Annotated in this window: 19 protein-coding genes and 2 pseudogenes; 10 read left to right on the forward strand and 11 right to left on the reverse strand. The window is 74.1% G+C overall.

Annotated features, from left to right (window positions below; translation table 11 throughout):
* Together AB0G14_RS09865 and AB0G14_RS09870 are read right to left on the reverse strand one after the other, a co-directional pair.
* Positions 1–315 (reverse strand): annotated as a pseudogene (locus AB0G14_RS09865) (hypothetical protein); the annotation flags it as partial.
* Between the two features lie 113 nt (positions 316–428).
* Complete coding sequence (locus AB0G14_RS09870) at positions 429–1,256, reverse strand: SURF1 family protein (RefSeq protein ID WP_357695603.1); 828 nt, start codon at positions 1,254–1,256, stop codon at positions 429–431.
* 212 nt (positions 1,257–1,468) lie between these two features.
* On the opposite strand from AB0G14_RS09870, the gene AB0G14_RS09875 reads away from it, so the two are divergent.
* Positions 1,469–2,860 carry a cobyrinate a,c-diamide synthase gene (locus tag AB0G14_RS09875; RefSeq protein WP_357695606.1) on the forward strand — a complete coding sequence of 464 codons (1,392 nt, stop codon included), beginning with the start codon at positions 1,469–1,471 and terminating at the stop codon, positions 2,858–2,860.
* Positions 2,857–3,426 (forward strand): GNAT family protein, encoded by a 570-nt coding sequence (locus AB0G14_RS09880; RefSeq protein ID WP_357695608.1) that lies wholly within the window; start codon positions 2,857–2,859, stop codon positions 3,424–3,426. Before AB0G14_RS09875 ends, AB0G14_RS09880 begins: the two co-directional genes overlap by 4 nt.
* A 72-nt stretch (positions 3,427–3,498) precedes the next feature.
* Here the strand turns inward: AB0G14_RS09880 and AB0G14_RS09885 are convergent, their stop codons facing one another.
* Positions 3,499–5,631 (reverse strand): transglycosylase domain-containing protein, encoded by a 2,133-nt coding sequence (locus AB0G14_RS09885; RefSeq protein ID WP_357695610.1) that lies wholly within the window; start codon positions 5,629–5,631, stop codon positions 3,499–3,501.
* A 340-nt stretch (positions 5,632–5,971) separates the two neighbouring features.
* On the opposite strand from AB0G14_RS09885, the pseudogene cobC reads away from it, so the two are divergent.
* The 3 genes and pseudogenes from cobC to cobA all read left to right on the forward strand — a co-directional run.
* Positions 5,972–7,027, forward strand: a pseudogene (cobC, locus tag AB0G14_RS09890) (Rv2231c family pyridoxal phosphate-dependent protein CobC); the annotation flags it as partial.
* Complete coding sequence (gene cobT, locus AB0G14_RS09895; protein ID WP_357695727.1) at positions 7,027–8,139, forward strand: nicotinate-nucleotide--dimethylbenzimidazole phosphoribosyltransferase; 1,113 nt, start codon at positions 7,027–7,029, stop codon at positions 8,137–8,139. The pseudogene cobC and the gene cobT, both read left to right, overlap by 1 nt.
* Positions 8,140–8,176: 37 nt before the next feature.
* Complete coding sequence (gene cobA / locus AB0G14_RS09900) at positions 8,177–9,460, forward strand: uroporphyrinogen-III C-methyltransferase (RefSeq protein ID WP_357695612.1); 1,284 nt, start codon at positions 8,177–8,179, stop codon at positions 9,458–9,460.
* A gap of 143 nt (positions 9,461–9,603) precedes the next feature.
* On the opposite strand, the gene otsB is transcribed toward cobA, so the two are convergent.
* Together otsB and AB0G14_RS09910 are read right to left on the reverse strand one after the other, a co-directional pair.
* A complete protein-coding gene (otsB, locus tag AB0G14_RS09905) occupies positions 9,604–12,210 on the reverse strand; it encodes a trehalose-phosphatase (RefSeq protein ID WP_357695614.1) in 2,607 nt (868 codons plus the stop codon).
* The gene (locus AB0G14_RS09910) at positions 12,207–13,607 is read right to left on the reverse strand and encodes a trehalose-6-phosphate synthase (RefSeq protein ID WP_357695616.1); all 1,401 of its coding nucleotides are present in this window, start codon (positions 13,605–13,607) and stop codon (positions 12,207–12,209) included. The genes otsB and AB0G14_RS09910 overlap by 4 nt, the downstream gene beginning before the upstream one ends.
* A 332-nt stretch (positions 13,608–13,939) precedes the next feature.
* On the opposite strand from AB0G14_RS09910, the gene ettA reads away from it, so the two are divergent.
* The 4 genes from ettA (at position 13,940) to AB0G14_RS09930 (ending at position 17,511) form a co-directional block, all read left to right on the forward strand.
* Entirely contained in the window at positions 13,940–15,616 is a 1,677-nt protein-coding gene (ettA, locus tag AB0G14_RS09915; RefSeq protein ID WP_357695620.1) for an energy-dependent translational throttle protein EttA, read from the forward strand.
* Position 15,617: 1 nt separating this feature from the next.
* On the forward strand, positions 15,618–16,064 hold the full coding sequence (locus AB0G14_RS09920) for a thioesterase family protein (RefSeq protein WP_357695622.1): 447 nt from the start codon (positions 15,618–15,620) through the stop codon (positions 16,062–16,064).
* Positions 16,061–16,774 (forward strand): hypothetical protein, encoded by a 714-nt coding sequence (locus AB0G14_RS09925; protein WP_357695625.1) that lies wholly within the window; start codon positions 16,061–16,063, stop codon positions 16,772–16,774. The genes AB0G14_RS09920 and AB0G14_RS09925 overlap by 4 nt, the downstream gene beginning before the upstream one ends.
* A gap of 149 nt (positions 16,775–16,923) precedes the next feature.
* Positions 16,924–17,511, forward strand: a complete 588-nt coding sequence (locus tag AB0G14_RS09930; RefSeq protein ID WP_350708519.1) for a YbjN domain-containing protein — start codon at positions 16,924–16,926, stop codon at positions 17,509–17,511.
* Between the two features lie 106 nt (positions 17,512–17,617).
* Here the strand turns inward: AB0G14_RS09930 and AB0G14_RS09935 are convergent, their stop codons facing one another.
* From AB0G14_RS09935 to AB0G14_RS09945, 3 genes are all read right to left on the reverse strand, one after another.
* Positions 17,618–18,007, reverse strand: a complete 390-nt coding sequence (locus tag AB0G14_RS09935; RefSeq protein WP_357695729.1) for a globin — start codon at positions 18,005–18,007, stop codon at positions 17,618–17,620.
* Positions 18,008–18,098: 91 nt separating this feature from the next.
* Positions 18,099–19,532, reverse strand: a complete 1,434-nt coding sequence (locus AB0G14_RS09940; protein WP_357695629.1) for an MFS transporter — start codon at positions 19,530–19,532, stop codon at positions 18,099–18,101.
* A gap of 231 nt (positions 19,533–19,763) precedes the next feature.
* On the reverse strand, positions 19,764–20,816 hold the full coding sequence (locus AB0G14_RS09945) for a mechanosensitive ion channel family protein (RefSeq protein WP_357695631.1): 1,053 nt from the start codon (positions 20,814–20,816) through the stop codon (positions 19,764–19,766).
* A gap of 296 nt (positions 20,817–21,112) precedes the next feature.
* Between AB0G14_RS09945 and AB0G14_RS09950 the strand changes: the two genes are divergently transcribed.
* The gene (locus tag AB0G14_RS09950; RefSeq protein ID WP_357695633.1) at positions 21,113–21,646 is read left to right on the forward strand and encodes an HNH endonuclease; all 534 of its coding nucleotides are present in this window, start codon (positions 21,113–21,115) and stop codon (positions 21,644–21,646) included.
* 18 nt (positions 21,647–21,664) lie between these two features.
* On the opposite strand, the gene AB0G14_RS09955 is transcribed toward AB0G14_RS09950, so the two are convergent.
* From AB0G14_RS09955 to AB0G14_RS09965, 3 genes are all read right to left on the reverse strand, one after another.
* A complete protein-coding gene (locus AB0G14_RS09955) occupies positions 21,665–22,513 on the reverse strand; it encodes a class F sortase (RefSeq protein ID WP_357695635.1) in 849 nt (282 codons plus the stop codon).
* Positions 22,514–22,526: 13 nt separating this feature from the next.
* Positions 22,527–23,003, reverse strand: coding sequence for a hypothetical protein (locus AB0G14_RS09960; protein WP_357695731.1), 477 nt, complete (start codon positions 23,001–23,003; stop codon positions 22,527–22,529).
* Positions 23,004–23,140: 137 nt separating this feature from the next.
* The gene (locus tag AB0G14_RS09965; protein WP_357695637.1) at positions 23,141–23,596 is read right to left on the reverse strand and encodes an Lrp/AsnC family transcriptional regulator; all 456 of its coding nucleotides are present in this window, start codon (positions 23,594–23,596) and stop codon (positions 23,141–23,143) included.
* Positions 23,597–23,645: the final 49 nt, after the last annotated feature.

Here is a 23,645-nt window from a genome sequence, read left to right on the forward strand (position 1 = left end):
GGCGGAGTACTGCGCGGCTGCCGGTGGGGCGGAGTAGGGCTGGGCTGGTGGGGCGGAGTACTGCGCGGCTGCCGGTGGGGCGGAGTAGGGCTGGGCTGGTGGGGCGGAGTACTGCGCGGCTGCCGGTGGGGCGGAGTAGGGCTGGGCCGGTGGGGCGGAGTCCGGGCCCGGGAGCGGCGGTGCGAGGTGGTGCGGCGCTGCCGGCGGCGCCTGGTGGCCGGTCGAGACCGGGGCGGGTGCCCAGGGATCGGTCGTCGGGTGCGGCTGAGTCGCCGGCTCCGAGGGCGGCAGCGGCATGGTGGGATCAGGGGTCACCGCGAACCCCCACGCAGATTGATCATTGACGGACCCTACAACGGGACCGGCGCGGCCGAGGAATCGCGGATCGTCCGTCCAACGACCGGAACCGGCGCGGCGGACCGCACCGCTCAGGCGACGCTGTGCGACGCCGGCTCCGCGGCGCGGTCGGTGGGCCGCTCCTGCCCCACGCCCGCCAGCCGGCGGGCCTCCCGGCGGGCCACCCAGCCGTAGCCGAAGAGGGTCATCGCGGCGAAGATCCACCACTGCACGACGTAGCCGAAGTTCTGCCAGTTGTTGGTGTGCCCGACCGGCACGTCCTTGAAGGTCGGGTCGGCCGCCGGGGTCTGCTCGTCCAGCAGCAGGTACGCCCCGTGCACCGGGTACGGCAGCTCCTGGGCCAGCCGGGGCACGCCGATCCGCCGGGTCTCCAGCTTGCCGTCGCGCCGGGTGACGCCGACCGAGCCGCTCTCGCTCAGGTGCACCCGGCCCGTCACGGTGACCTCACCGGTGGGGGCGGGCGGCACGTCCGGCTGGACGGTCGCGTCACCGCCCGGGGCCGGCGGGATCCAACCCCGGTCCACCAGCACCGCCGTGCCGTCGGCCAGTACGAGCGGGGTGACCACCTCGAAGCCGACCGTGCGCTCCACGGCGCGGCCCCGGACCAGGACGACGTTCGCGGAGTCGTACCGGCCCGTCACGGTGACCTTGGTCCAGGACCTGTCCTCGGCGGGCGCGGGGCCGGCCGTGCCGCTGCCGCCGGTCGGGGCGGGCAGCACGTCGCGCAGCGGGAGCGGGTCCATCCGCAGGCCGGCGTCGATCCGTTCGTTGATCGCCGTACGCCCGTGGTAGCGGTCCAGCTGCCAGTTGCCGAGCAGCACCATCACCGCCGCGGCGACCAGGGTCAGCGCGAGGATGCCCAGCCAGCGCGGCGTCAGCAGGAACCGGTACACGACCACGAGGCTACCCCTGTGCTCCGGGCCACTGACCTCGGTGGCCCCGATCCGCGCCGGCCACCGGTCTCGGCGGCCCCGGTCCGCCCCCGGCGCCGCGCGCCCGACAGGCCCGCTCGGCGGCGGCCACCCGCCGCCCGCGTCGGCTATCGTCACGCGGGCGGACCGCGCGGTCGGCCCGCCGCAGGGTACCCCCGCCGCCCCGCAGGGAGTCGATGATGACCGTCGTGCCGCGCCTGGTGCTCAGCGCGCCGTCCTCCGGCCACGGCAAGAACACGTTGGCGATCGGGCTGCTCGCGGCGCTCGCCGACCGGGGCGTCGACGTCGCCGGGTTCAAGATCGGCCCGGACCACGTCGACGCCGCGTACCTCGGGCTGGCCGCGGGCCGCCCCGGTCGCACCCTCGATCCCCGGCTGGTCGGCGCCGACCGGATCGCCCCGCTGGTCGCCCACGGGGCGTCGGGCGCCGGGCTCGCGCTGGTGCAGGGCAGCATGGGGTTGTACGACAGCCTCGCCGGCCGTCCGGAGAGCGAGTCGACGGCCGCCGTGGCGACCGCGCTGCGCAGCCCCGTCGTGCTGGTGGTCGACGTCGCCGCGATGGGGCAGTCGGTGGCCGCCCTGGTGCACGGCTTCCGGGCGTACGACGAGCAGCTCTGGCTCGGCGGGGTGGTCCTCAACCGGGTGGCCTCGGCGCGGCACGAGGAGCTGCTGCGCGCGGCGCTCGACGACATCGGCGTACCGGTCTACGGGGTGCTGCGCCGCCACGACCTGCCGGCGGTGCTGCCGTCGCGCCGGCACGGGGCGGTGCCCGCGCTCGCCCGCATCGGCGAGGCCACCCGCGCCGTACGCCGGCTCGGCGAGGCGGTCGCCGCCACGGTCGACCTGGACCGGCTGCTGGGGCTGGCCCGCTCCGCCCCGCCGCTGCCGACGCCGCCGTGGTCGCCCGGGGCCGACCGGCCCGCCGCCGGCCCGCGCCCGGTCGTCGCGGTCGCCGGGGCGGCGGGCGGCAGCTACGGCCACGCCGAGACCACGGAGCTGCTCCGGGCGGCCGGCGCCGAGGTGGTGACGGTCGACCCGCTGCACGACGAGGCGCTGCCCGCCGGCACCGGCGCGCTGGTCGTCGGCGGCGGGCTCCCCGAGTCGTACGCGGAGCAGCTCTCCGCCAACCGCCGGCTCTGCATTGCGGTGGCCGAGCTGGCCCGCACCGGGCGGCCGGTCGTCGCCGAGGGCGCCGGCCTGCTCTGGCTGGCCCGGGAGCTGGACGGGCTGCCCATGTGCGGGGTGCTCGACGCGGTCGGGACCAGCCGGGACGGCCTGGTCGTCGGCTACCGGGAGGCGACCGCGCTGACCGACAGCGTGGTCGCGCCGGCGGGCACGGTGGTGGCCGGGTACAAGGAGCACCGCGCCGTGCTCACCCCGCGCGCCGGGGCGCGTGCGGCCTGGAGTTGGGACGGCGGGTCCCCGGAGGGCTTCGTCTGGCGGGGCGTGCACGCCTCCCAGCTCACCGTGCACTGGGCGGCGTACCCGCAGCTCGCCGCCCGGCTGGTCGACGCGGCGGTGGCGGCGGCGGCCGAGTTCGCGACCGCCCGGCCCGGCGGGGTGCCCGCGTGATCGGCCAGGTGGCGGTGCGCCGGTTCCCGGCGCTGACGGTCTCCACGCCCCGCACGGAGGTGCGTGCGTTGACCGCCGCCGACGCGAAGGAGGCCGACGAGGTCTTCGCCGACCGGCAGACCCAGCGGTGGCTGCCGCTGGTCGACACGTCCGGCCAGATCGACGGGCTGGCCTGGTGCACCGACCTGGCCCGGCAGCGGCGCGACAGCGGCGACGGCGACCACTACGCGGTGGTGCGCCGCGAGGACGACCGGGTGGTCGGCTGCCTGTGGACCCGGCGCACCGACTGGGGCGCCCGGTGCACCGAGGTCTCCTACGCGATGGCGGCGCACGCGCGGGGCTTCGGGCTGGCCGCCGAGGCGGTCGACGCGCTCGCCATCGCGCTGATCCTCGAACACGGCTTCCAGCGCGTCGAGCTGCGCGTCGCCCCCGGCAACCTGGCCTCCCGCCGGGTCGCCGAGAAGGCCGGGTTCAGCTACGAGGGCCTGCTGCGCAACGCCGGCTTCGTCCGGGGCGGCCGGGTCGACCTGGAGGTCTGGTCCTTCGTCGCCGCCGACCTCCGCTGACCCGCCCGACCCCCGCCGACCCGCCCGGCCCCCGCCCCCGCCCCCGCCGACGGTGGGGGCGGGGGCCGGTGGTCAGCCGACGATGCGGTCCGAGGGCGGGGTGAACTGGCGGGTGGGCTGTCCCTTGAGCGCATCACGGAGGGTCTCCGCGACCGCGGCGATCGGGATCTGGGACTGGCCGTCGCCGACCGCGTTGAACGGGTTGTCCGGGTCGGAGATGAAGCTCGCCGCCGCCAGCTCCGGGGTGTAGCCGACGAACCAGGCCGACCGGGTGCTGTCGGTGGTGCCCGTCTTGCCCGCGACCGGCCGGCCGACCGTGCCCCGTACGCTGTCCGCCGTCGACCAGCCGCCGCAGCTCCCGCGGGCGGGGGTGTCGCCCGTCGGGCAGCGGGCGGCGTCGGTGGCGGCCCGGGCCGCGTCGGCGTTCACCACCTGCCGGCAGCGCGGCTTGGCGACCTCGCGTTCGATCCCGGAGGCGGTCTTCCAGGTGGTCGGCGTGCCGTCCCGGTTGTAGATCGCCTGCACGGGGATCGCCTCGCAGTACCGGCCGTCCGCGGCGATGGCGGCGTACGCGTTCGCCATCTCCAGCGGAGTGGCGTCGGAGACGCCCAGGGTGAACGCGCCCCACGTCTTCGCCTTGGCCGGGGAGGCGTGCTCCCGGTCGACGTCGGTGCGCCAGCGCAGCCCGAGCTGCTCGGCGAGGCGGACCGCCTTGTCGGCGCCGACCTGCTCCTCCAGCCACACGAAGTACGTGTTCACCGACTTGCCGAAGCCGGACCACATGGTCTGGTTACCGGACATCGCGCCGCTGGCGTTGGACGGCGCCCAGCCGTCGTAGACCTCGGAGCGGTACCGGTACGGGGCGTTGAACGAGGTGGACAGCGGCATGCCCGCGTTCAGCGCGGCCAGCATGGGGAACATCTTGAACGTCGAACCGGCCTGGTAGCCCGGCAGGTCGCCGCCGCCGAGCAGGGGCGCCACCGTGTTGGGGTAGTTCGCCTTGACGTTCGGCCCGGCCTCGGGGTTGGAGCTGGGCGGGTTCTCGTCCAGCTTCAGCGAGTACGTCCGGTTCACCGCCATCGCCTTCACCCGTCCGGTGCCGGGCTCGGAGACCACGATGCCGTTGGCGAACGGGCTGCCGGTGTTCTCCTTGCTGCCGACGTTCTGCTCGGCGGCTGCCTGGATCTTCGGATCCAGGCTGAGCACGATCCGGTAGCCGCCCCGGCGCAGCTTGTCCATCCGTTCCAGCCGGTTCTCCCCGAACGCGGGCTGCGCGCTCCACCAGTTCTTCAGGTAGTCGCAGGCGAAGCCCCAGCTGTTCCACTTCTCCGGCACCGACGCGCAGTCGTTCGGCGGGTAGGTCAGCTTCAGCCGGATCGGCTCGGTCTTGGCCTGCGCCACGTCGTCGGGCGAGAGGTAGCCGAGCTGGCTCATCCGGTCCAGCACGTAGTTGCGCCGGCCGGTGGCGTCCTTCTGGTCCGAGCTGGCCGGGTCGTACTCGGACGGGGACTTCACCAGCCCGGCGAGGGTGGCCGCCTCGACCGGCGTGAGGTCCTTCGGGGGTTTGGAGAAGAAGATCTCGCTGGCCGCGTAGATGCCGTACGCCCGGTGCCCGAAGTAGGCGGAGTTGAGGTAGCGCTCGAGGATCTGCTCCTTGCTCAGCTCCTTCTCCAGGTCCAGCGCCATCCGCATCTCCCGGACCTTGCGCAGGCTGGTCTGCTGGGTGGCCTCCTGCACCTCCTTCGGCGTCTTCGCGCTGTCGCGCAGCGCCATCCGGACGTACTGCATGGTGAGGGTGGAGGCGCCCTGGGAGACGCCGCTGGAACGGGCGTTGGCCACGAAGGCGCGGGCGACGCCCTTCGGGTCGACGCCCCGGTGCTGGTAGAAGCGGTTGTCCTCGGCGGCGACGATCGCCTGCTGCATGTTCGGCGAGATGTCCGCCAGTTTCGTGTACTGCCGGTACTCCTCGTAGAACATCGTCAGCACCGTCTTGCCGTCGGGCGCGTAGAGGTACGACGTCTCGGCCGGCAGCGCGGTGGTGAGGATCTTGGTCTTGTGCTCCATGGCGTGCGCCGTGACCTTTGCGCCGAGGCCGGTGGCGGCGGCCACCGGGTACGCCACGGCGGCGACCACGATGCCGGCGATCAGCCCGGCGCGGAGAAGGGGAACGAGACGACCAGCGGCAGCAAGGGGTCGGTTGCTCACAGGGCCAAGTTATGACAATTCCGATTCGTACCTGAGAAATATTCATAAACGCCCGTGTGGTGACGCGTCCCACGCCGGGATCCGCTGTCCCGTGCGCCGCCTTCCCGGCAGGATCGCGGACATGCGTGGTCAGCCGACCGAGACCCTCCCCGCCGCCGGACCCGGACCCGATCCCGCCGGACCCGGACCCGATCCCGCCGGACCCGGACCCGATCCCGCCGGACCCGGACCCGATCCCGCCGGGCCCGGACCCGATCCCGCCGGACCCGGACCCGATCCCGCCGGGCCCGGATCCGATCCCGCGGGGCCCGCGCCCGATCCCGCGGGGCCCACACCCGACCCCGCGGGAAACGAGCCCGACCTCACCCACCACGGGGACGCCGAGGTGGGCGACGGGCTGGTCGACCTCGCCGTCAACGTGCGGCGGGACGCCATGCCGGACTGGCTGGCCGACCCGATCACCGCCGCCCTCGGCGACCTCGCCGCGTACCCCGACCCGGGGCCGGCGCGGGCCGCCGTCGCCGCCCGGCACGGGCGCCCGCCGGCCGAGGTGCTGCTGACCGCGGGCGCGGCCGAGGGCTTCGTGCTGCTGGCCCGGGCGCTGCGGGGCGTACGCCGGCCGGTGGTGGTGCACCCCCAGTTCACCGAGCCGGAGGCGGCGCTGCGCGCGGCCGGGCACCAGGTGGAGCGGGTGCTGCTCGACGCGGGCGACGACTTCCGGCTCGACCCGGCCCGGGTGCCCGCCGACGCCGACCTCGTCATGATCGGCAACCCGACCAACCCCACCTCCGTGCTGCACCCCGCCGCCGACCTGGCCGCGCTGGCCCGGCCCGGCCGGGTGCTGGTGGTCGACGAGGCGTTCGCCGACACCACGGTCGCGGCGGGGGTGGCCGGCGAACCGGAGTCCCTGGCCGCCCGACGGGACCTGCCCGGCCTGGTGGTGGTCCGCAGCCTCACCAAGACCTGGGGACTGGCCGGCCTGCGGATCGGCTACCTGCTCGGCGAGGCCGCGCTGCTGGAGCGGCTGGCCGCCGCCCAGCCGCTGTGGGCCGTCTCCACCCCGGCCCTGGCCGCCGCGTCGGCCTGTGCCACGCCCGTCGCGGTCGAGGCCGAGCGCGCCATCGCCGCCCGGCTCGCCGCCGACCGCGCGCACCTGGTCGCCCGCCTGTCGGCCCTGCCCGGCGTACGCGTCGCCGGCCGACCCACCAGCGCGTTCGTGCTCGTGCACCTGCCCGGGGCCGCCGAGGTGCGGGCCGCCCTGCGGCAGCGCGGCTGGGCGGTGCGCCGGGGCGACACGTTCCCCGGTCTCGGGCCGGACTGGCTGCGGATCGCCGTGCGCGACCCGGCCACCACCGACGCGTTCACCGAGGTACTGGCGGAGATCCTGGAGGCATGATGCTGGAGACCACGATCGCGGCGATCCGGCCGCCGGACGAGCCGGCGATGGCCGCCGCCCGGGAGTTGCAGGGGCGCCTGACCAAGCCGGCCGGCTCGCTCGGCGCCCTGGAGGAGCTCTCCGTACGCCTCGCCGGCCTGGCCGGGCACTGCCCGCCGCCGCTGCCGGAGCCGGCCGCGGTCGCGATCTTCGCCGGCGACCACGGCGTGCACGCCCAGGGGGTGACCCCCTGGCCGCAGGAGGTGACCGCGCAGATGATCGGGAACTTCCTGGCCGGCGGGGCGGTGGTCAACGCGTTCGCCCGGCAGGCCGGCGCCTCCGTCACCGTGGTCGACGTCGGCGTGGCCACCCCGCTGCCGGTCCCCGACGCCCCGGCGGCGGACCCCGCCGGGGCGGGCGCCACCGGAGCCGCGCCGGCCCGGGACGTGCCCCGGCTGGTCGCGGCGAACGTCCGACCCGGCACCCGGGACCTGGCGGTCACGGCCGCGCTCACCGGGGACGAGGCCCGGGCGGCGGTGGAGACCGGCATCCGGGTGGCCGGCGAGCTGGTCGACGCGGGCGCGGGCATCCTGCTCACCGGGGACATGGGCATCGGCAACACGACGCCGGCCGCCGCCCTGATCGCCGCGTTCACCGGCATCGACCCGGCGGAGACGACCGGCCGGGGCACCGGGGTCGACGACCCCACGTACGCCCGCAAGGTGGACGTGGTGCGCGCCGCGCTGCGCCGGCACGCCCCCGACCCGGCCGACCCGCTGGGCGTGCTGGCCGCCGTCGGCGGCCTGGAGCACGCCGCCCTGGCCGGACTGATCCTGGGCGCCGCCGCCCGACGGACCCCGGTCCTGCTGGACGGGGTCATCGCGGTCTCCGCGGCCCTCGCCGCGGCGGCCCTCGCCCCGCACGCCGTGGCCGCCATGGTGGCCGGGCACCGCTCCGCCGAGCCGGGCGCCACCGTCGCGCTGCGCCGGCTGGGGCTGGAGCCGCTGATCGACCTGGGGCTGCGCCTCGGCGAGGGCACCGGCGCGCTGCTCGCGCTGCCGGTGGTCACCGGCGCGGTCCGGGTGCTGCACGAGGTCGCCACCTTCGACTCGGCGGGGGTGTCCGAGAAGTGAGCGGCCGAACCACCGGGCTCCGGAGCGAGGAGGCGGCGTGAGCGACAACCCGTACCCCCTGGGCCTGCGGCTCGCCGGCCGGCGGGTGGTCGTGGTGGGTGGGGGAACGGTGGCCACCCGCCGCGTGCCCGCCCTGCTCGACGCCGGCGCGGACGTCTTCCTCGTCGCGCCGGAGCTGACCCCGGCGCTGCGGTCGCACGTCGACGCCGGACGGCTGCACTGGGCGCCGCGCCGGTTCGCCCCCGACGACCTGGACGGCGCGTGGCTGGTCCAGGTCGCGGTCGACGACCCGCTCGCCGCCGCGTCGGTCAGCGCCGCCGCCGCCGAGCGCCGCATCTTCTGCGTACGCGCCGACGACCGGGCCGCCGCCACCGCCTGGACCCCGGCGGTGACCCGGCACGGGCCGGTGACCGTGGCGGTGCTCGGCGGCGGCGACCCGCGCCGGGCGATGGCCGTCCGCGACGCGGTCCGCGACCTGCTGGATGTAAGGAAGGGCCCCCTACTAACGCCTGCGGTAGAGGAAGGGACCCTTCCTTACACCCGAGCCGGGCGGGTGGCGCTCGTCGGTGCCGGGCCCGGCGACCCGGAGCTGATCACCGTGAAGGGTTGGCGGCTGCTCACCGAGGCGGACGTGGTGGTCGCCGACCGGCTGGTGCCGGGGTTGCTCCTCGACGAGCTGCGCGCCGACGTGGAACTCGTGGACGCCTCGAAGATCCCGTACGGGCCGTCCCGGGCCCAGGAGGAGATCAACCGGATCCTGGTGGACCGGGCGCTGGCCGGGAAGTTCGTGGTGCGGCTCAAGGGCGGCGACCCGTACGTCTTCGGCCGGGGCGGCGAGGAGCTGCTGGCCTGCGCGGCGGCAGGCGTGCCGGTGACCGTGGTGCCCGGCGTGACCAGCTCCATCGCGGCACCGGCCGCGGCCGGCATCCCGGTGACCCACCGGGCGGTGGCCCACGAGTTCACGGTGGTCTCCGGGCACGTCGCACCCGACTCGCCGGCGTCCCTGGTCCGCTGGGACGCGCTGGCCGGGCTGCGCGGCACGCTGGTCGTCCTGATGGGGCTGAAGAACCTCGCCGCGATCACCGCGACGCTGGTCGCGCACGGCCGCCCGGCCGAGACGCCGGCCGCGGTGGTGCAGGAGGCGACGACCGGCTCGCAGCGGGTGCTCCGCTCCACGCTCGGCGCGGTGGCCGCCGACGTGGTCGCCGCCGACCTCCGGCCGCCGGCCGTGGTGGTGCTGGGGGATGTGGTTTCGGCCCTCGCCGGGGCTGAGCTTGAGGGATGTCCGGGGAGCCCGCCCGCTCCGGGCGGTCAGGCTTGATCCCTCCGCGAGCGGGCTCCCCGGACATCCCCGGTGGGCATCGTCCGTGGGCGGCTCGGGTCGGTTCGGGTCGGGTCTGATCTCGTGGGATGAACGACGGCGGCCGGAGACGTAGTCTCCGGCCGCCGTTTTTGCTGGTCAGGTCACTGCTTGAGCATGTTGTCCAGCAGCAGGGCGCAGCGGATCAGGCCGAGGTGGCTGTACGCCTGCGGGTGGTTGCCCAGCCCGCGCTCGGCCAGCGGGTCGTACTGCTCGGGGAGCAGGCCGGTCGGGCCGGCGGTGTCCACCATCTGCGCGAACAGCTCCTCGGCGTCGGTACGCCGCCCGGTGCGCAGGTACGCCTCGATCAGCCACGCGGTGCAGATGTGGAAGCCGCCCTCGCGCCCCGGCAGGCCGTCGTCCCAGTGGTAGCGGTAGACGACCGGGCCGCTACGCAGGTCCGCCTCGATCCGCAGCACCGTGGAGAGGAAGCGCGGGTCGTCGCCGGGGAGCAGGCCGGACAGCCCGATCCACAGCGACGAGGCGTCCATGTCCTCGTCCCCGTACGCCACGCTGTACGCCTCGACGGTCTCGTGCCAGCCGTACTCCAGCACGTTGGCGCCGATCCGGTCGCGCAGCTCCACCCACTCCGGCCGGTCCTCGCCGCCGTGCTGGCGTACGACGTGCAACGCCCGGTCGACGGTCATCCAGCACATGACCTTGGAGAAGATGTGGTGCCGCGGGGGGAGGCGGGCCTCCCAGATGCCGTGGTCGGGCTCGTGCCAGCGGCGGCGGACCGCCTCGACCATGTTCTCCAGCACCCGCCACTCGTCCTCGCGGACCGAGCCCCGGGCGTCGGCGACGGCGGCGATCAGGTCCGCGACCGGGCCGAAGACGTCGAGCTGGAGCTGGTGGTTGGCGAGGTTGCCGACGCGGACCGGCCGGGAGCCGGCGTAGCCGGGCAACGTGTCGATGACCGCCTCGGCGCCCAGTTCGTAGCCGTCCACCGTGTAGAGCGGGTGCAGCCGCTCCGGGTGCCCGCCGGTGCGCTCGATGCACCCGTCGACCCAGCGCAGCAGCGCCTCGGCCTCCTCGACCGAGCCCAGGTCGACCAGCGCCCGCGCGGTCATCGCCGCGTCCCGCAGCCAGCAGTAGCGGTAGTCCCAGTTGCGGACGCCGCCCAGCTCCTCGGGCAGCGAGGTGGTCGCGGCGGCGAGGATCGAGCCGGTGGCCTCGTGGCAGAGCCCCCGCAGGGTCAGCGCGCTGCGGGCCACCATGTCCCGCGCCGTGGTGGGCAGCCGGAGCGAGGCGACCCAGTCCTTCCACGGCTGTTCGGCGAGGGCCTGCCGCTCGTGGACCGGCAGCCGGTGGTGTTCCAGGCTGTGCGTGGCGAAGCGCAGCTCCAGCACGACCTGCCCGCCGGCGGCGGACAGGTCGACGACCGCCTTGGCCGTCTCGTAGTTGCCGCCGTCGCCGCTGACCTGCCACTCGACCCCGGGGGAGTAGAGCGCGACCGGCTCGTTGGAGCCGAGCACCAGCAGGCCGTCGCCGAGCGGCTGCAACTGCACCGCGACCTGGCCGAACTCGGGCCGGGGCGCGAACTCCAGCCGGACCCGGCCGGAGCCGGTGAGCACCCGGACGAGGGTCGAGTCGCCGGTGATGACGGCCGGGCCGTCGGGCGTGGTCTCGGTGGCCGGCTTGTCCAGCCAGTCGGTGACGGTCAGGCCCGACCACCGGGTCTCGACGGTCATCGTGCCCGAGCGGTAGCGCTGGCCGAGCGGGATGCCCCCGCGCTCCGGGGCGACGCTGAAGTGCCCGGCCGGGCTGCCGCCGACCAGGTCGGCGAAGATCGCCGCCGAGTCCGGCTTGGGGTGGCAGAGCCAGGTGATCTTGGCCTCGGGGGTGAGCAGCGCCACGGTGCGGCCGTTGGCCAGCATCGAGTGCCGCTCGATCGGCACCGCCCGCTCGCCGAACAGCCAGTGCCGGCGGGTCTCCAGCAGCAGGCCGAGAGCCCGGGCGGCCTCGATCGGGTCGGCCACCCGGTAGCCGGCCTGGGTGTCGCCAGGGCCGATCTTGATGCCGACGTCCGGCCCGTGCAGGTTGCCGAAGGCGTTCTCGTCGGTGACGTCGTCGCCGATGAAGAGCACCGCGCTGGCGGAGAGCTGGGTGCGCAGCTGGTCGACGGCCGTGCCCTTGTGGGTGGCGACCACCGACAGCTCGATGACCTCCTTGCCCTGGGTGACGGTGACGTCCGCCCAGGTGGCGGGGCCGGTGCGGACCGCCTCGATGGCGGCGGCGGCGACCTGCGGGTCGACCCCGCGGGTGTGCACCGCGACGCTCGCCGGCTTGCGCTCCAGCCGGATGCCCGGGTGCGCCGTGGCGATCTCGCGCAGCGCGTCGCGCAGCCGGGTGCGCACGGCGATCAGCTCGGGGGAGAGCCGCTCGACGAAGCCGATGTCGAACTCGGAGCCGTGGCTGCCGACCAGGTGCACCTCGCTGGGCAGCCGGGAGAGCGCGGCCAGGTCGCGCAGGGCCCGCCCGGAGACCACCGCCACGGTGGTCTGGGGCAGGGCGGCCAGCGCCCGGACGGCGGCCACCGACTCCGGCAGCGGGACGGCCTTGCTCGGGTCCTCCACGATCGGCGCCAGGGTGCCGTCGTAGTCGCAGGCGATCAGGAGCTGTGGCACCCGGGCGATCCGGCCGATGGCGGCGCGCAGCTCCGGGTCCATCGTGCCCGCCGCGGGCGTGACGATGTCGCTGGCGGCGTTCACGCTTCCTCCGCCTGGGGCACACCGAGTTCGGTGAGGAAGGACTTGGCCCAGTGCCCCACGTCGTGGGTGCGTAGATGGCGTTGCATAGTCCGCATTCTGCGGCGGGCCTCCGGCTTCTCGACATGCACGGCCCGCAGCAGGGCGTCCTTGACCGCGTCGGGGTCGTGCGGGTTGCACAGGAACGCCTGACGCAGCTCGGTGGCCGCGCCGGCGAACTCACTGAGCACGAGCGCACCGCCCTGGTCGGCGCGTGATGCGACGTACTCCTTGGCCACCAGATTCATTCCGTCCCGGAGCGGGGTCACCATCATCACGTCGGCAGCGGCGTACATCGCGGCCAGTTCAGTGCGACTGTACGACTGATGCAGATAATGCACCGCCGGCACGCCGACCCTGCCGAATTCGCCATTAATCCGACCAACTTCCCGCTCCACCTTGACGCGAAGCGCCTGGTAGTGCTCGACCCGCTCGCGGCTGGGCGTGGCCACCTGCACCATAACCGCGTCCGGGACTGTCAACTTTCCGTCAGCGAGCAACTCGCGGAAGGCCTTGAGCCGCAACTCGATGCCCTTGGTGTAGTCGAGCCGGTCGACGCCCAGGATGATCGTCTTCGGGTTGCCCAGCTCCTCGCGGATCTCCTTCGCGCGGGCCTGGATCGCCGGGTCGGCGGCCAGCCGCTCCATCTCCTTGGTGTCGATCGAGATGGGGAACGCGCCGGCCTTCACCTGGCGGCCGTCGACCTGGATCATCTGGCCCTCGTAGCGCAGCCCGAGCAGGTGCCGGGCCAGCCGGACGAAGTTCTGCGCGGCGAGCCGCTGTTGGAACCCGACCAGGTCCGCGCCGAGCAGGCCGCGCAGGATCTCGGTGCGGAACGGCATCTGCATGAACAGCTCGATCGGCGGGAACGGGATGTGCAGGAAGAAGCCGATCCGCAGGTCGGGCCGCAGCTCGCGGAGCATCGCCGGGACGAGCTGGAGCTGGTAGTCCTGGACCCAGACCGTCGCCCCCTCGGCCGCGACCTCCGCCGCGGCCTCCGCGAAGCGGGCGTTGACCAGGCGGTACGCCTCGCGCCAGCGGCGCTTGTAGGCCGGCGTCTCCACCGCGTCGTGGTAGAGCGGCCAGATCGTCGCGTTGGACTGGCCCTCGTAGTAGCGCTCCAACTCCTCCGCGCTCAGCGGCACCGGATGCAGCCGGATGCCCTCCAGGTCGAAGGGCTCGGGGGCGGCGCCGGTGCCGCCGGCCCAGCCGACCCAGGTGCCCTGGTGCTCGGCGAGGACGGGGTGCAGCGCGGTCACCAACCCCCCGGGGCTGCGGCGCCACTGCCGTCCCTCGGGTGTGCTCACCTCGTCGACCGGTAGCCGGTTCGCCACTACGACAAAGGAGCTGCGGACGGTCACGTTCGGCCACCTCCGGGTGCTGACGGGTCAACCGCGAATGAGCGTACTGAGCGTAGCTGCGGCGTCTGGGGCCCCGTGCCGGAGTCACCTACCCTTCCCACGATGGTCCAACCCCTTGCGTGATCTTGTCGATACCCCTGTTCAGAAGCAGGGGTGGCGCGGCGCGTCCGGAGCGTCGGGGGCGGGGTGATGTGGGCGCGGCGCCGCGTACCTGTCAGGATTGACGATGGCGTGCGTGCGGCCGGCCAGCGGCCGGCGGCGGCGGGCGGAAGTCGCAGCCCGGGCCCGCGCCCGCCGGCCCCCAGTCGCAACCTACGGAGGTAGCCCGCACCGTGGCCCAGTACATCTACGTCCTGGAAAAGGCGCGCAAGGCGCACGGCGACAAGGTCGTGCTCGACAACGTGACGCTGAGCTTCCTCCCGGGGGCCAAGATCGGTGTGGTCGGCCCGAACGGCGCCGGCAAGTCCAGCCTTCTCAAGATCATGGCGGGGTGGGACCAGCCGAGCAACGGCGAGGCCCGGCTCATGCCCGGCTACACCGTCGGCATGCTGGCCCAGGAGCCGCCGCTGAACGACACCAAGACCGTCCTCGGCAACGTCGAGGAGGCGGTCGCGGAGACCAAGGCCAAGCTGGAGCGGTTCAACGCCATCGCCGAGCAGATGGCGACCGACTACTCCGACGAGCTGATGGAGGAGATGGGCAAGCTCCAGGAGGAGCTGGACAACGCCGACGCCTGGGACATCGACTCCAAGCTCGAGCTGGCCATGGACGCGCTGCGCTGCCCGCCGCCGGACGCCGACGTCACCAAGCTCTCCGGTGGCGAGCGCCGGCGGGTCGCGCTCTGCAAGCTGCTGCTGGAGGCGCCCGACCTGCTGCTGCTCGACGAGCCCACCAACCACCTCGACGCGGAGAGCGTGCAGTGGCTGGAGCAGCACCTGGCCAAGTACGCGGGCACCGTCATGGCGATCACCCACGACCGGTACTTCCTCGACAACGTGGCCGGCTGGATCCTCGAGCTGGACCGCGGCCGGGCCATCGGCTACGAGGGCAACTACTCCACCTACCTGGAGAAGAAGGCCGCCCGGATGGCCGTCGAGGGGCGCCGCGACGCCAAGATGAAGAAGCGGCTCGACGATGAGCTGGAGTGGGTCCGCTCCAACGCCAAGGCCCGCCAGACCAAGTCCAAGGCCCGCCTCGAGCGGTACGAGGAGATGGCGACCGCGGCGGAGAACACCCGCAAGCTGGACTTCGAGGAGATCCAGATCCCGCCGGGCCCGCGTCTGGGCAACACGGTCATCGAGGCGCACAACCTGACCAAGGCCTTCGGCGACCGGGTGCTGATCGACAACCTGTCGTTCTCGCTGCCGCGCAACGGCATCGTCGGCATCATCGGCCCGAACGGCGTCGGCAAGACCACCCTGTTCAAGACCATCGTCGGGCTGGAGCAGCCGACCGGCGGCTCGGTCCGGGTGGGCGAGACCGTCTCGCTGTCGTACGTCGACCAGAGCCGGGCGGGCCTGGCCGGCGACAAGACGGTCTGGGAGACCGTCTCCGACGGGCTGGACCACCTCCTGGTGGGCAAGGTCGAGATGCCGTCGCGGGCGTACATCGCCGCGTTCGGCTTCAAGGGGCCGGACCAGCAGAAGCCGACCAAGGTGCTCTCCGGCGGCGAGCGCAACCGGCTCAACCTGGCGCTGACGCTGAAGATCGGCGGCAACGTGATCCTGCTCGACGAGCCGACCAACGACCTCGACGTCGAGACGCTCGGCAGCCTGGAGAACGCGCTGCTGGAGTTCCCCGGCTGCGCCGTGGTCATCTCCCACGACCGGATGTTCCTCGACCGGGTCGCCACGCACATCCTGGCCTGGGAGGGCGACGACGAGAACCCGGCCAAGTGGTTCTGGTTCGAGGGCAACTTCGAGGCGTACGAGAAGAACAAGATCGACCGGCTCGGCGCCGAGGCGGCCCGCCCGCACCGGGTCACCTACCGCAAGCTCACCCGCGACTGACGTGGCGGACCGCTTTGTCTACCACTGCACCCTGCGGTGGTCGGACCTGGACGCGTACGGCCACGTCAACAACTCGCGCTTCCTCACCCTCTACGAGGAGGCGCGGGTGGCGTTGATGTTCGCCGGCGGCCGGGCGTGGGGCGTGGGCTCGCTCGCCGACGGGGTCGTGATCCGTCGGCACGAGGTCGACTACCTGCGCCCGGTCGACTACGCCCTCGGCCGGGCCACCGCCGAGGCGGCTCCGACCGTGCGCATCGAGCTGTGGGTGGAGGAGATCCGGGCCGCGTCCTTCACGGTCGCCTACGAGCTGTACGACGGCGACGTGCTGGCCAGCCGAGCCCGCTCCGTGCTGGTGCCGTTCGACCTGACCCGGCAGACGCCCCGGCGGGTCAGCCCGGAGGAGCGCGAGTTCCTGCTCTCGTACGCGCCGCGGCTCGGGCCGGCGTGACGGGCGCCGGGGGACCGGCCCCCACGCCGGCGGGCGCGGCCGGCGGCGGGCACGGGATCGTGGACGCGGCCGACGCGGGGGCCTTCCTCGCCCGCCTGGTGCGGCTTGACCGGGACGCGCCGGTGCGGCTGCGGCCGACCGGCGTGGCGGGGCGTACGGCCCTCTGGGGGCACCTGCCGTGGGGGGTGCTGGTCGTCCGCACCGTGGCCGGCGACGGCCCCGGCGACGTCACCGTCGGGGCCGGCGAGCTGCTCGCCGAGCTGGCGGCCGGCGGCGGGGCGCTGCCCCGGCGCCGGGACGAGCGGTGGCGCTGGCCGCTGCCGCCCCCGACCAGCCGACGGGTGGAGACACTGCCGGCGGGGGAGCTGCGGCGGATCGCCGCGGCGGCGGCGGGCACCCTGCGCGACGCCGCCGCGCACGGCGTGGCCGGCCGGGCGGTCGGCCAGCGGGCGTTGCGCGACGCGCTGCTCGATCACGTGCCGGTGGTGGTCACCCCCGACGACCCGCCCGGCGAGCCGGTCGAGGTGACCCAGCGGATGGTCCAGGGGTTGGTCCGGATGGGCTTCCTGGGCACCGCCGGGGAGGCTGCCGGCGCTGCCGGCGCGGGCGACGTCCAGGTGCGCACGGTCGGCCGTTGGGTCGGACTCGTGGGACCTTACGGAGCGATCTGGTCGCAGAAGGCTACGGATCTTGCCGTGCGGCCCCTCTGAGGTCATCCGTTCGGATGACCCGTGGTCATTCTTCTGTCCTGGGGCTGCCGTTGGGGGGGTGCTTCAACCCGGCTGTCCGGGTACCGTCCATCCTCGGATCCAACGCACCGTAGGCGGCTGGATCCGCTGGGGAGTGAGGTGCGCGAACGATGCCGTGGTGGTCATGGCGCCCCGGTCCCGCCAACGGCGGCGGCGATCCGGACAGTCGGAGCGGGATCACAGTGGAGGGCACCGTCCGGGTCGGACCACCGGCCCCCCGTCAGCCGGGAGACGACTGCCCGGCGGCCGAGCGGCCCGTGATGGCGGACATGCCGGCCACCGTCGAGCCGGTCACCCTGCGCCGTGTCTGCGACGCGCTCGACCTGCTCGACGTGCGCTACCTGGCCGACGGCGACGGGAACCTGCTGGCCATGTGGGAGCGGCACGCGGTGCTGGTCACCCTGGAGGGCCCCGAGGACGAGATCCTGGTGATGCGGGCCCGTCCACACGCGACGGTGCCGCCCGACTGGGCCGACCGGGCCTACCGGGTGGTCAACGAGTGGAACCACACCCGCCGCTTCTGCAAGGCCTACATCGGCGACCCGACGGAGCGCGGGCAGCTGCCGATCTACGCGGAGCTGCAGGTGCCGTTCGGCGCCGGGGCGCACGACGCGCTCCTGGTCGAGATGCTCGACTGTGGCGCGGCGGTCGCCACCAGCTTCGTCGACTGGCTGCACGACGAGGGCGCCCTGCTCTGAGCCGAGGTCGCCCTGCTCCCAGCCGAGGCGGCCGTGCGCCGAGCCGACGCCGTCCCGGCTGACGCGGCTCGCCCCGAGCCGACCCCCGCGCCCACCTGGCGCGCGGTCAGGCGGGCCCGGCCGGGTCCTCCATCATGTTGACCATGAAGTACGCGGCCCGCTCCATGTAGTCCCAGAGCGCGGTGGCGATCTCCGGCGGCAGGTCGAGCCGGTCGACGGCGCGGCGCATGTGCAGCAGCCACGCGTCCCGCTCGGCGGCGCCGATCCGGAACGGCGCGTGGCGCATCCGCAGCCGGGGGTGCCCGCGCTGGGCGGAGTACGTGTGCGGGCCGCCCCAGTACTGCATGAGGAACAGGGCCAGTCGGTCCGCGGCGGGGCCGAGGTCCTCCTCGGGATACATGGGGCGCAGCAGCGGGTCGGTGGCGACCCCGGCGTAGAACTCGTCCACCAGCTTGCGGAAGGTGGGCTCGCCGCCCACCGCCTCGAAGAGGGTCATCGACGCGCCGGGACGGTCGGACTCACCTGCGGCATTCACCGTTCCATCCTGCCAGGTGCCATCCGGGGTGGCGGGGGGTGGCGGCTGTGCGTCAGCTCACCGCGTGGCGCTGGTAGCCCGGCTCGCCCGGCCGGCCGCCCACCGGGTCGCCGTCGAGCTGCTCCGACGGACCGCGCCGGCCGTCCCCCGACGGGCCCGTCTCCGTACCGGCACTGCCGGCCAGCGGGACCGCCGTGCCCGCTGTCGCCCTGCCCGCCGCCTCGGCCGCCGCGACGGCCGAGGCGATGGTCGGCTGGCTCGGCCAGCGCAGGGCGGTGAGCGCCATCAGCAGGACGCCGACCGCGCTCCACACCCCGACCACGATCGGGATCGGGTAGCGCTCGGACAGCAGCCCGGTGATCAGGACGGCCAGGCCCTGGATCACCTGGAGGCCGGTGGCCATCACCCCGAAGGCGCGCGCCCGGAAGCCGGTGGGCAGGGCCCGGACGAAGAGGCCGTTGGCCACCGGGAGCATGCCGGCCACCGCGAACCCGGAGGCCGCGGCGAGCAGCGCCACCACCAGCGGTGGCGGGTCGAGCAGGGCCGGCACCAGGGCCAGCGGGGAGAGCACCGCCAACGGCCGCATCATGGTCAGCCGCCGGTCCGGCCCGAACGCCCGGCTCATCACCAGGCCGCCGACGATGAAACCGACGGGGCTGGCCGCCATGATGATCGCCTGGGCGGCGCCGGCGTCCAGAGGACCGGCGTGCTCGCTGGCCCAGGCGGCGGCCAGGCCCTCCGGCACCACGGAGAAGAGCATGGCGGCGAAGACCAGGACGGCGATGGCCCGCAGCACCGGGGTGCCGAACACGATCTGGAAGCCCTCGGCGGTCTCCCGCAACAGGTGGCTGCGGTGCGCGGCGGTCATCGCCGGTGGGCGGTCCGCAACCCCGAAGCGGACCAGCGCGGCCGACAGGGCGAACGTCGCCGCGTTCACCAGGAGCGCGGCCGTGGGGCTGAAGGCGGCGATGGCGGCGCCCGCGAGGTAGCCGACGACCTGGGCGGCCTGGCCCACGCTGCTGTTGATCGACAGCCCCAACACCAGCCGGTCCCCGGTGAGGATCAGGGGGATCAGCGCGGACTTGGCGGCCTGGCTGGGTGGGTTGGCCAGGGTGGTGGCGAAGAGCAGGGCCAGGATCAGCGGGACGGGCATGCCGGGGATGGCGATGCCGACCATCAGCACCATCCGGACGAGGTCGCAGACCACCATGACCTGCCGGTAGCGGTGCCGCTCCGCGAGGGTCGCGAGCAGGGGCCCGCCGACCAGCCAGGGCAGGTAGCTCACCGCGAATGCGGCCGCGGAGAGCGCGACCGACCGGGTCGCCTCGTAGACCAGCAGGGTTACCGCGGCCTTGGCGATGTAGTCGCCGATCCAGGAGAGAGCGCTCGCCGCGAAGACGGCGCGGTATTCGCGATCGGCGAACACCTCACGGAAGGTTGCCGGCCCTTCCGGGGATGGTCGCTGGTCGGGCACCGTCGCCTCCATCGTTCCCGGGGCGGTCCACTCGTGATGGAGGGGCCCGGGAACCGTCGTCAGATTCACGGATCAGCGAGGACGTGATCACGCTCTGGGGGAGCGCGTGCACCGGATTCTGCCCGATCGTCTGACAACTGGCTAGGGCGAACGGATTGATCGTCGCATCTCCGACTGAACGAACGGACGATACCCGAGGGGCCGCCCGGACCGCGACCCCCGCCGATGGCCTTCTCGGCCGGCTCAGGTCGCGCCGCCCTGCCCGGTCTCGCCGGGGGCGGCGATCGGCACGCCGGGATAGAGCCGGGCGGCCGCGATCTTCGCGGTGATGCCCGAGTTCTCCAGCGCCTCGGCCAGCCGGCGCCGCAGCTCCCGGCCGACCGCGAACTGCCCGTCGGCGGTCGTCTTGACCACCGTACGGATCACCGCGCCCTCGACCGTCATCTGCTCGACGCCCAGCACCTCGGGCGGCTCGACGATCTCCGGCGCCAGCTCCGGGTCCACCGCCACCGAGGCGGCCGCGGTCCGCAGCACCGCCGTGGCCTGCTCGGTGCCGGCGAAGCCGATCGGCAGGTCCACCACGACCAGGGCCCAGCCCTGGCTCTTGTTGCCCACCCGGACGATCTCGCCGTTGCGGATGTACCAGAGCACGCCCCGCCCGTCGCGGACCGTGGTGACCCGCAACCCGACCGACTCCACCACGCCGGTCGCCTCGCCGAGGTCCACCGTGTCGCCGACGCCGTACTGGTCCTCGATCAGCATGAACAGGCCGGCGAGCAGGTCCTTGACCAGGCTCTGCGCGCCGAAGCCGAGCGCCACGCCCGCGATGCCGGCGCTGGCGAGCAGCGGGGCCAGGTCGAAGCTGAACTCCTTGAGCACCATCAGCACCGCGATGCCGAAGATGAATGCCGTGCTGAGGCTGCGCAGCACCGACCCGATCGCCTCGGCCCGCTGGCGGCGCCGCTCCGGGACGAACTCGCCCGGCTCCGCGGCAGCGGTGGGGATCCGCTCGCGCAGGGGCCGCAGCATGGTGGGCACGCCCGCGTCGGTGGTGGTGCGCACCAGCCGGCTGATCGTCCGGTGCACCAGCCACCGGGCGGCGACCGCCAGCAGCAGGATCATGACGATCCGCAGCGGCTTGAGCAGGATCCAGTAGCTGCCCTCGGCGAACCACACCGAGTTGGTGATGTCGAAGACGCTGCGGCAGAGCGCGTCGTCCAGGCAGGTCGGCGACGGGTCCGGCGTCGGCGCCTCGACGGCGGGCAGGGCGAGCGGCAGGAGGCTGGCAGCGGTCACGCTGTCTTCGTACCGCACCCGGGGCCTCGCACTCCCGCCGACCCTCCGGGCCGTGACCGGGGCCCCGCGCGGTGCCGGGTCACGCCGGCCGTACGAGGGCGAACCGGTCATTGTGACGGACGGGGGAAACGCTTCCGGAGGGACCCCGGATTAGTACGTGCAATCCGGGGGCCGATCAGGGACGATGGGCGCACGGACGTCGGTGATCCGGCCGGCGTCGGCCGCGGTGGGTCGCTGTGCCCGTTCCCGGTCGGCGGTGGTGAGTGCGGGGCCGCTGAACCGGGAGGGTGATCGCGATGCCTGACATACGACCCACGGTGGGCTCCGGTGCGCTGGTCCTCAACGCCACCTACGAGCCGCTGTGTGTCGTGTCCGTGCGTCGTGCCGCCATCCTCGTGCTCTCCGCCAAGGCGGTCTGCGTCGCCGACGGCGACGGGGTCCTGCACAGCGCCCGCAACGCGCTGCCGGTGCCGTCGGTCGTCCGGCTCACCCGCTTCGTGCGGGTGCCCTACCGCACCCACGTCGGGCTCTCCCGGCGGGCGATCTTCGCCCGGGACGGCTGGCGCTGCGCCTACTGCCGGGGCCCCGCCGAGACCATCGACCACGTCTTCCCGCGCAGCCGTGGCGGCCGGCACGTCTGGGAGAACGTCGTCGCGGCCTGTGCCCGGTGCAACCACACCAAAGGTGACAAGACCCCGGCCGAGCTGGGCTGGCGGCTGCACGCGCTGCCGGCCGCCCCGAAGGGCACCGCCTGGCGGGTCCTCGGCCACCGGGCGCCCGACCCCCGCTGGGCCGACTGGCTCGACCTGCGTGAGCCCGAGGCCGCCTGACCCGCGAGGCCACCCTGCTCAGGTGGTGCGGGATCGGACGAGGGACGCGAAGACCACCACGTTGTCGGCGTAGCCGGTCTCCCCGCCGACCCAGCGCCCGCCGCAGGTGATCAGGCGTAGCCGGGGGCGGCTGAAGTCGCCGAAGACCTCGTCGACGGGCAGCCGCTCCTTGCCGAAGCGCTCGACCGTGTCCACCTCGAAGACCGCCACCGAGCGGTCCGCGCGGGCGACCTCGATCGGGTCGCCCTCCCGCAGGTCCCGCAGCTTGTGGAAGACCGCCGGCCCGGTCGAGGTGTCGACGTGCCCGACGATGACGGCCGGGCCGTACTGCCCGGGGGTCGGGCCCTGGTCGTACCAGCCGGCCTCCTGGGCGCGGGCGGCGTCCGGCACGCCGATGCTGCCGTCCGGGGCGATGCCGACGTTGTGTACGGGCGCCCGGACGTCGATCGTGTCGATGGTGATGTCGACGGGAGGGCTGGCGGGCAGCACCGGGAACTTCTTCGGCGGTGGCCGCAGCCCCGCGATGAACCGGTCCGGCAGCACGCTCACGCCGGCGACCCGCTCCACGGCGAGCATCGCGATGATCAGCACCATCAGCGTCCCGACCACCAGGACCGGGAGGCCGGGGTTCCGGCCGGGCGCCAGCCGGCGGCCGGCGGCGACCCAGCGGTGCCGGGGTCGGGCGGGCAGCGGCTCGACCGCCGGGTCGGTGGTGGCGACGCTGGCCGACACCGTCTCCCCGGCCACCCGCCGCAGCCGGCGGGCGGTGGCGGCCGCGGCCCGGCGGGACGCCCGCAGCGCCCGCCGGGTGGTCGCCCGGACCCGGCCCGGATCGGATCGCCTGGTACGCCTCTTAGAGCGGGCCATGGCGGCGGGCGGGTCAGGAACCGGTCCCGGTCCGACGACGGTTGCCGAGGAACCCGAAGCCCACCGCCAGGGCCACCGCGGCGAGGCCGCCCACCAGCAGCACCGAGCCGGTGCCCGTGCCGCCGGCGGTGCCGCCGCCCCCGGTCGCCGGCCCCTTCGTGGGCTGCTCCATGTTCAGCACGGTGAGCGTGGTCGTCGCGGTGTTGCCGTTGTCGCAGCGCAGGTCGACCGGGAAGTCCCCGGGCTGCTTGTTGCCCGGGATCGTGGCCTGGGCGGTCAGGAAACCGTTGTCGGGCCGCAGCACCACCGGTCCCCCGAAGGCGTCGGAGCGTACGGTGGCCTGGCGGTTGTTGGCGTTGTCGCAACTGGCCCGGATCCTGACCCGGGTGCCGGCCTGGGCGCTGTTGGGTACCACCTCGACGAAGGTGTTCTCGCCCGCCCGCGCGGGCGCGATCGTGATCAGGACGAACGCCCCGACCAGTCCCAACACGGACAGGGCGCTGGTCAGGGCACGTGTGAACGCTGTGAACACCGGCATGATCCCCCCTTCCGGTGACGATCACCGGAATCCTCCCCGGGCAACAGCGCCTGCTTTCCCGCTGGCCCCGGGGCAAACCCGGATCGCGGTCAGCGGTGGCGGGGGGAGGAGGACAGCGGGGTGACGGGGTGCCAGTCCAGCGGGGTGGACAGGACCATCGTGCTGGACGGCTGGCCGTACGGGGCGAGCCGGTCGATGACGGCCTCGAACTCCCCGATCGACCCGGCCGCCACCTTCAGCATGCTGCACGCGTCGCCCGTGATGCGGTGGATCTCCAGGATCTCCGGCCACCCCGCCACCTCTGGGTCGTGCAGGATGCACCGCGAGCCGTAGCAGGACATCCGGATGAACGCGACCACCGTGCGGCCGGCCCGGGTCAGGTCGACGTGGGCGTGGTAGCCGGTGATGATCCCGGCCTCCTCCAGCCGGCGCACCCGCTCGGCCACGGCCGGCGGCGACAGGTGCACCCGCCGGGACAGCTCGCTGAAGGAGAGGCGCGCGTCGGCCTGCAACTCCCGCAGCAGCGCCCAGTCCATGTCGTCCATGAGGCGACCTTACTTTCTCCAAGCCGAATCGCGCTCGCACCTTCCGCGC

This window comes from Micromonospora sp. NPDC023814, assembly GCF_040639595.1.
Lineage (GTDB): Bacteria > Actinomycetota > Actinomycetes > Mycobacteriales > Micromonosporaceae > Micromonospora.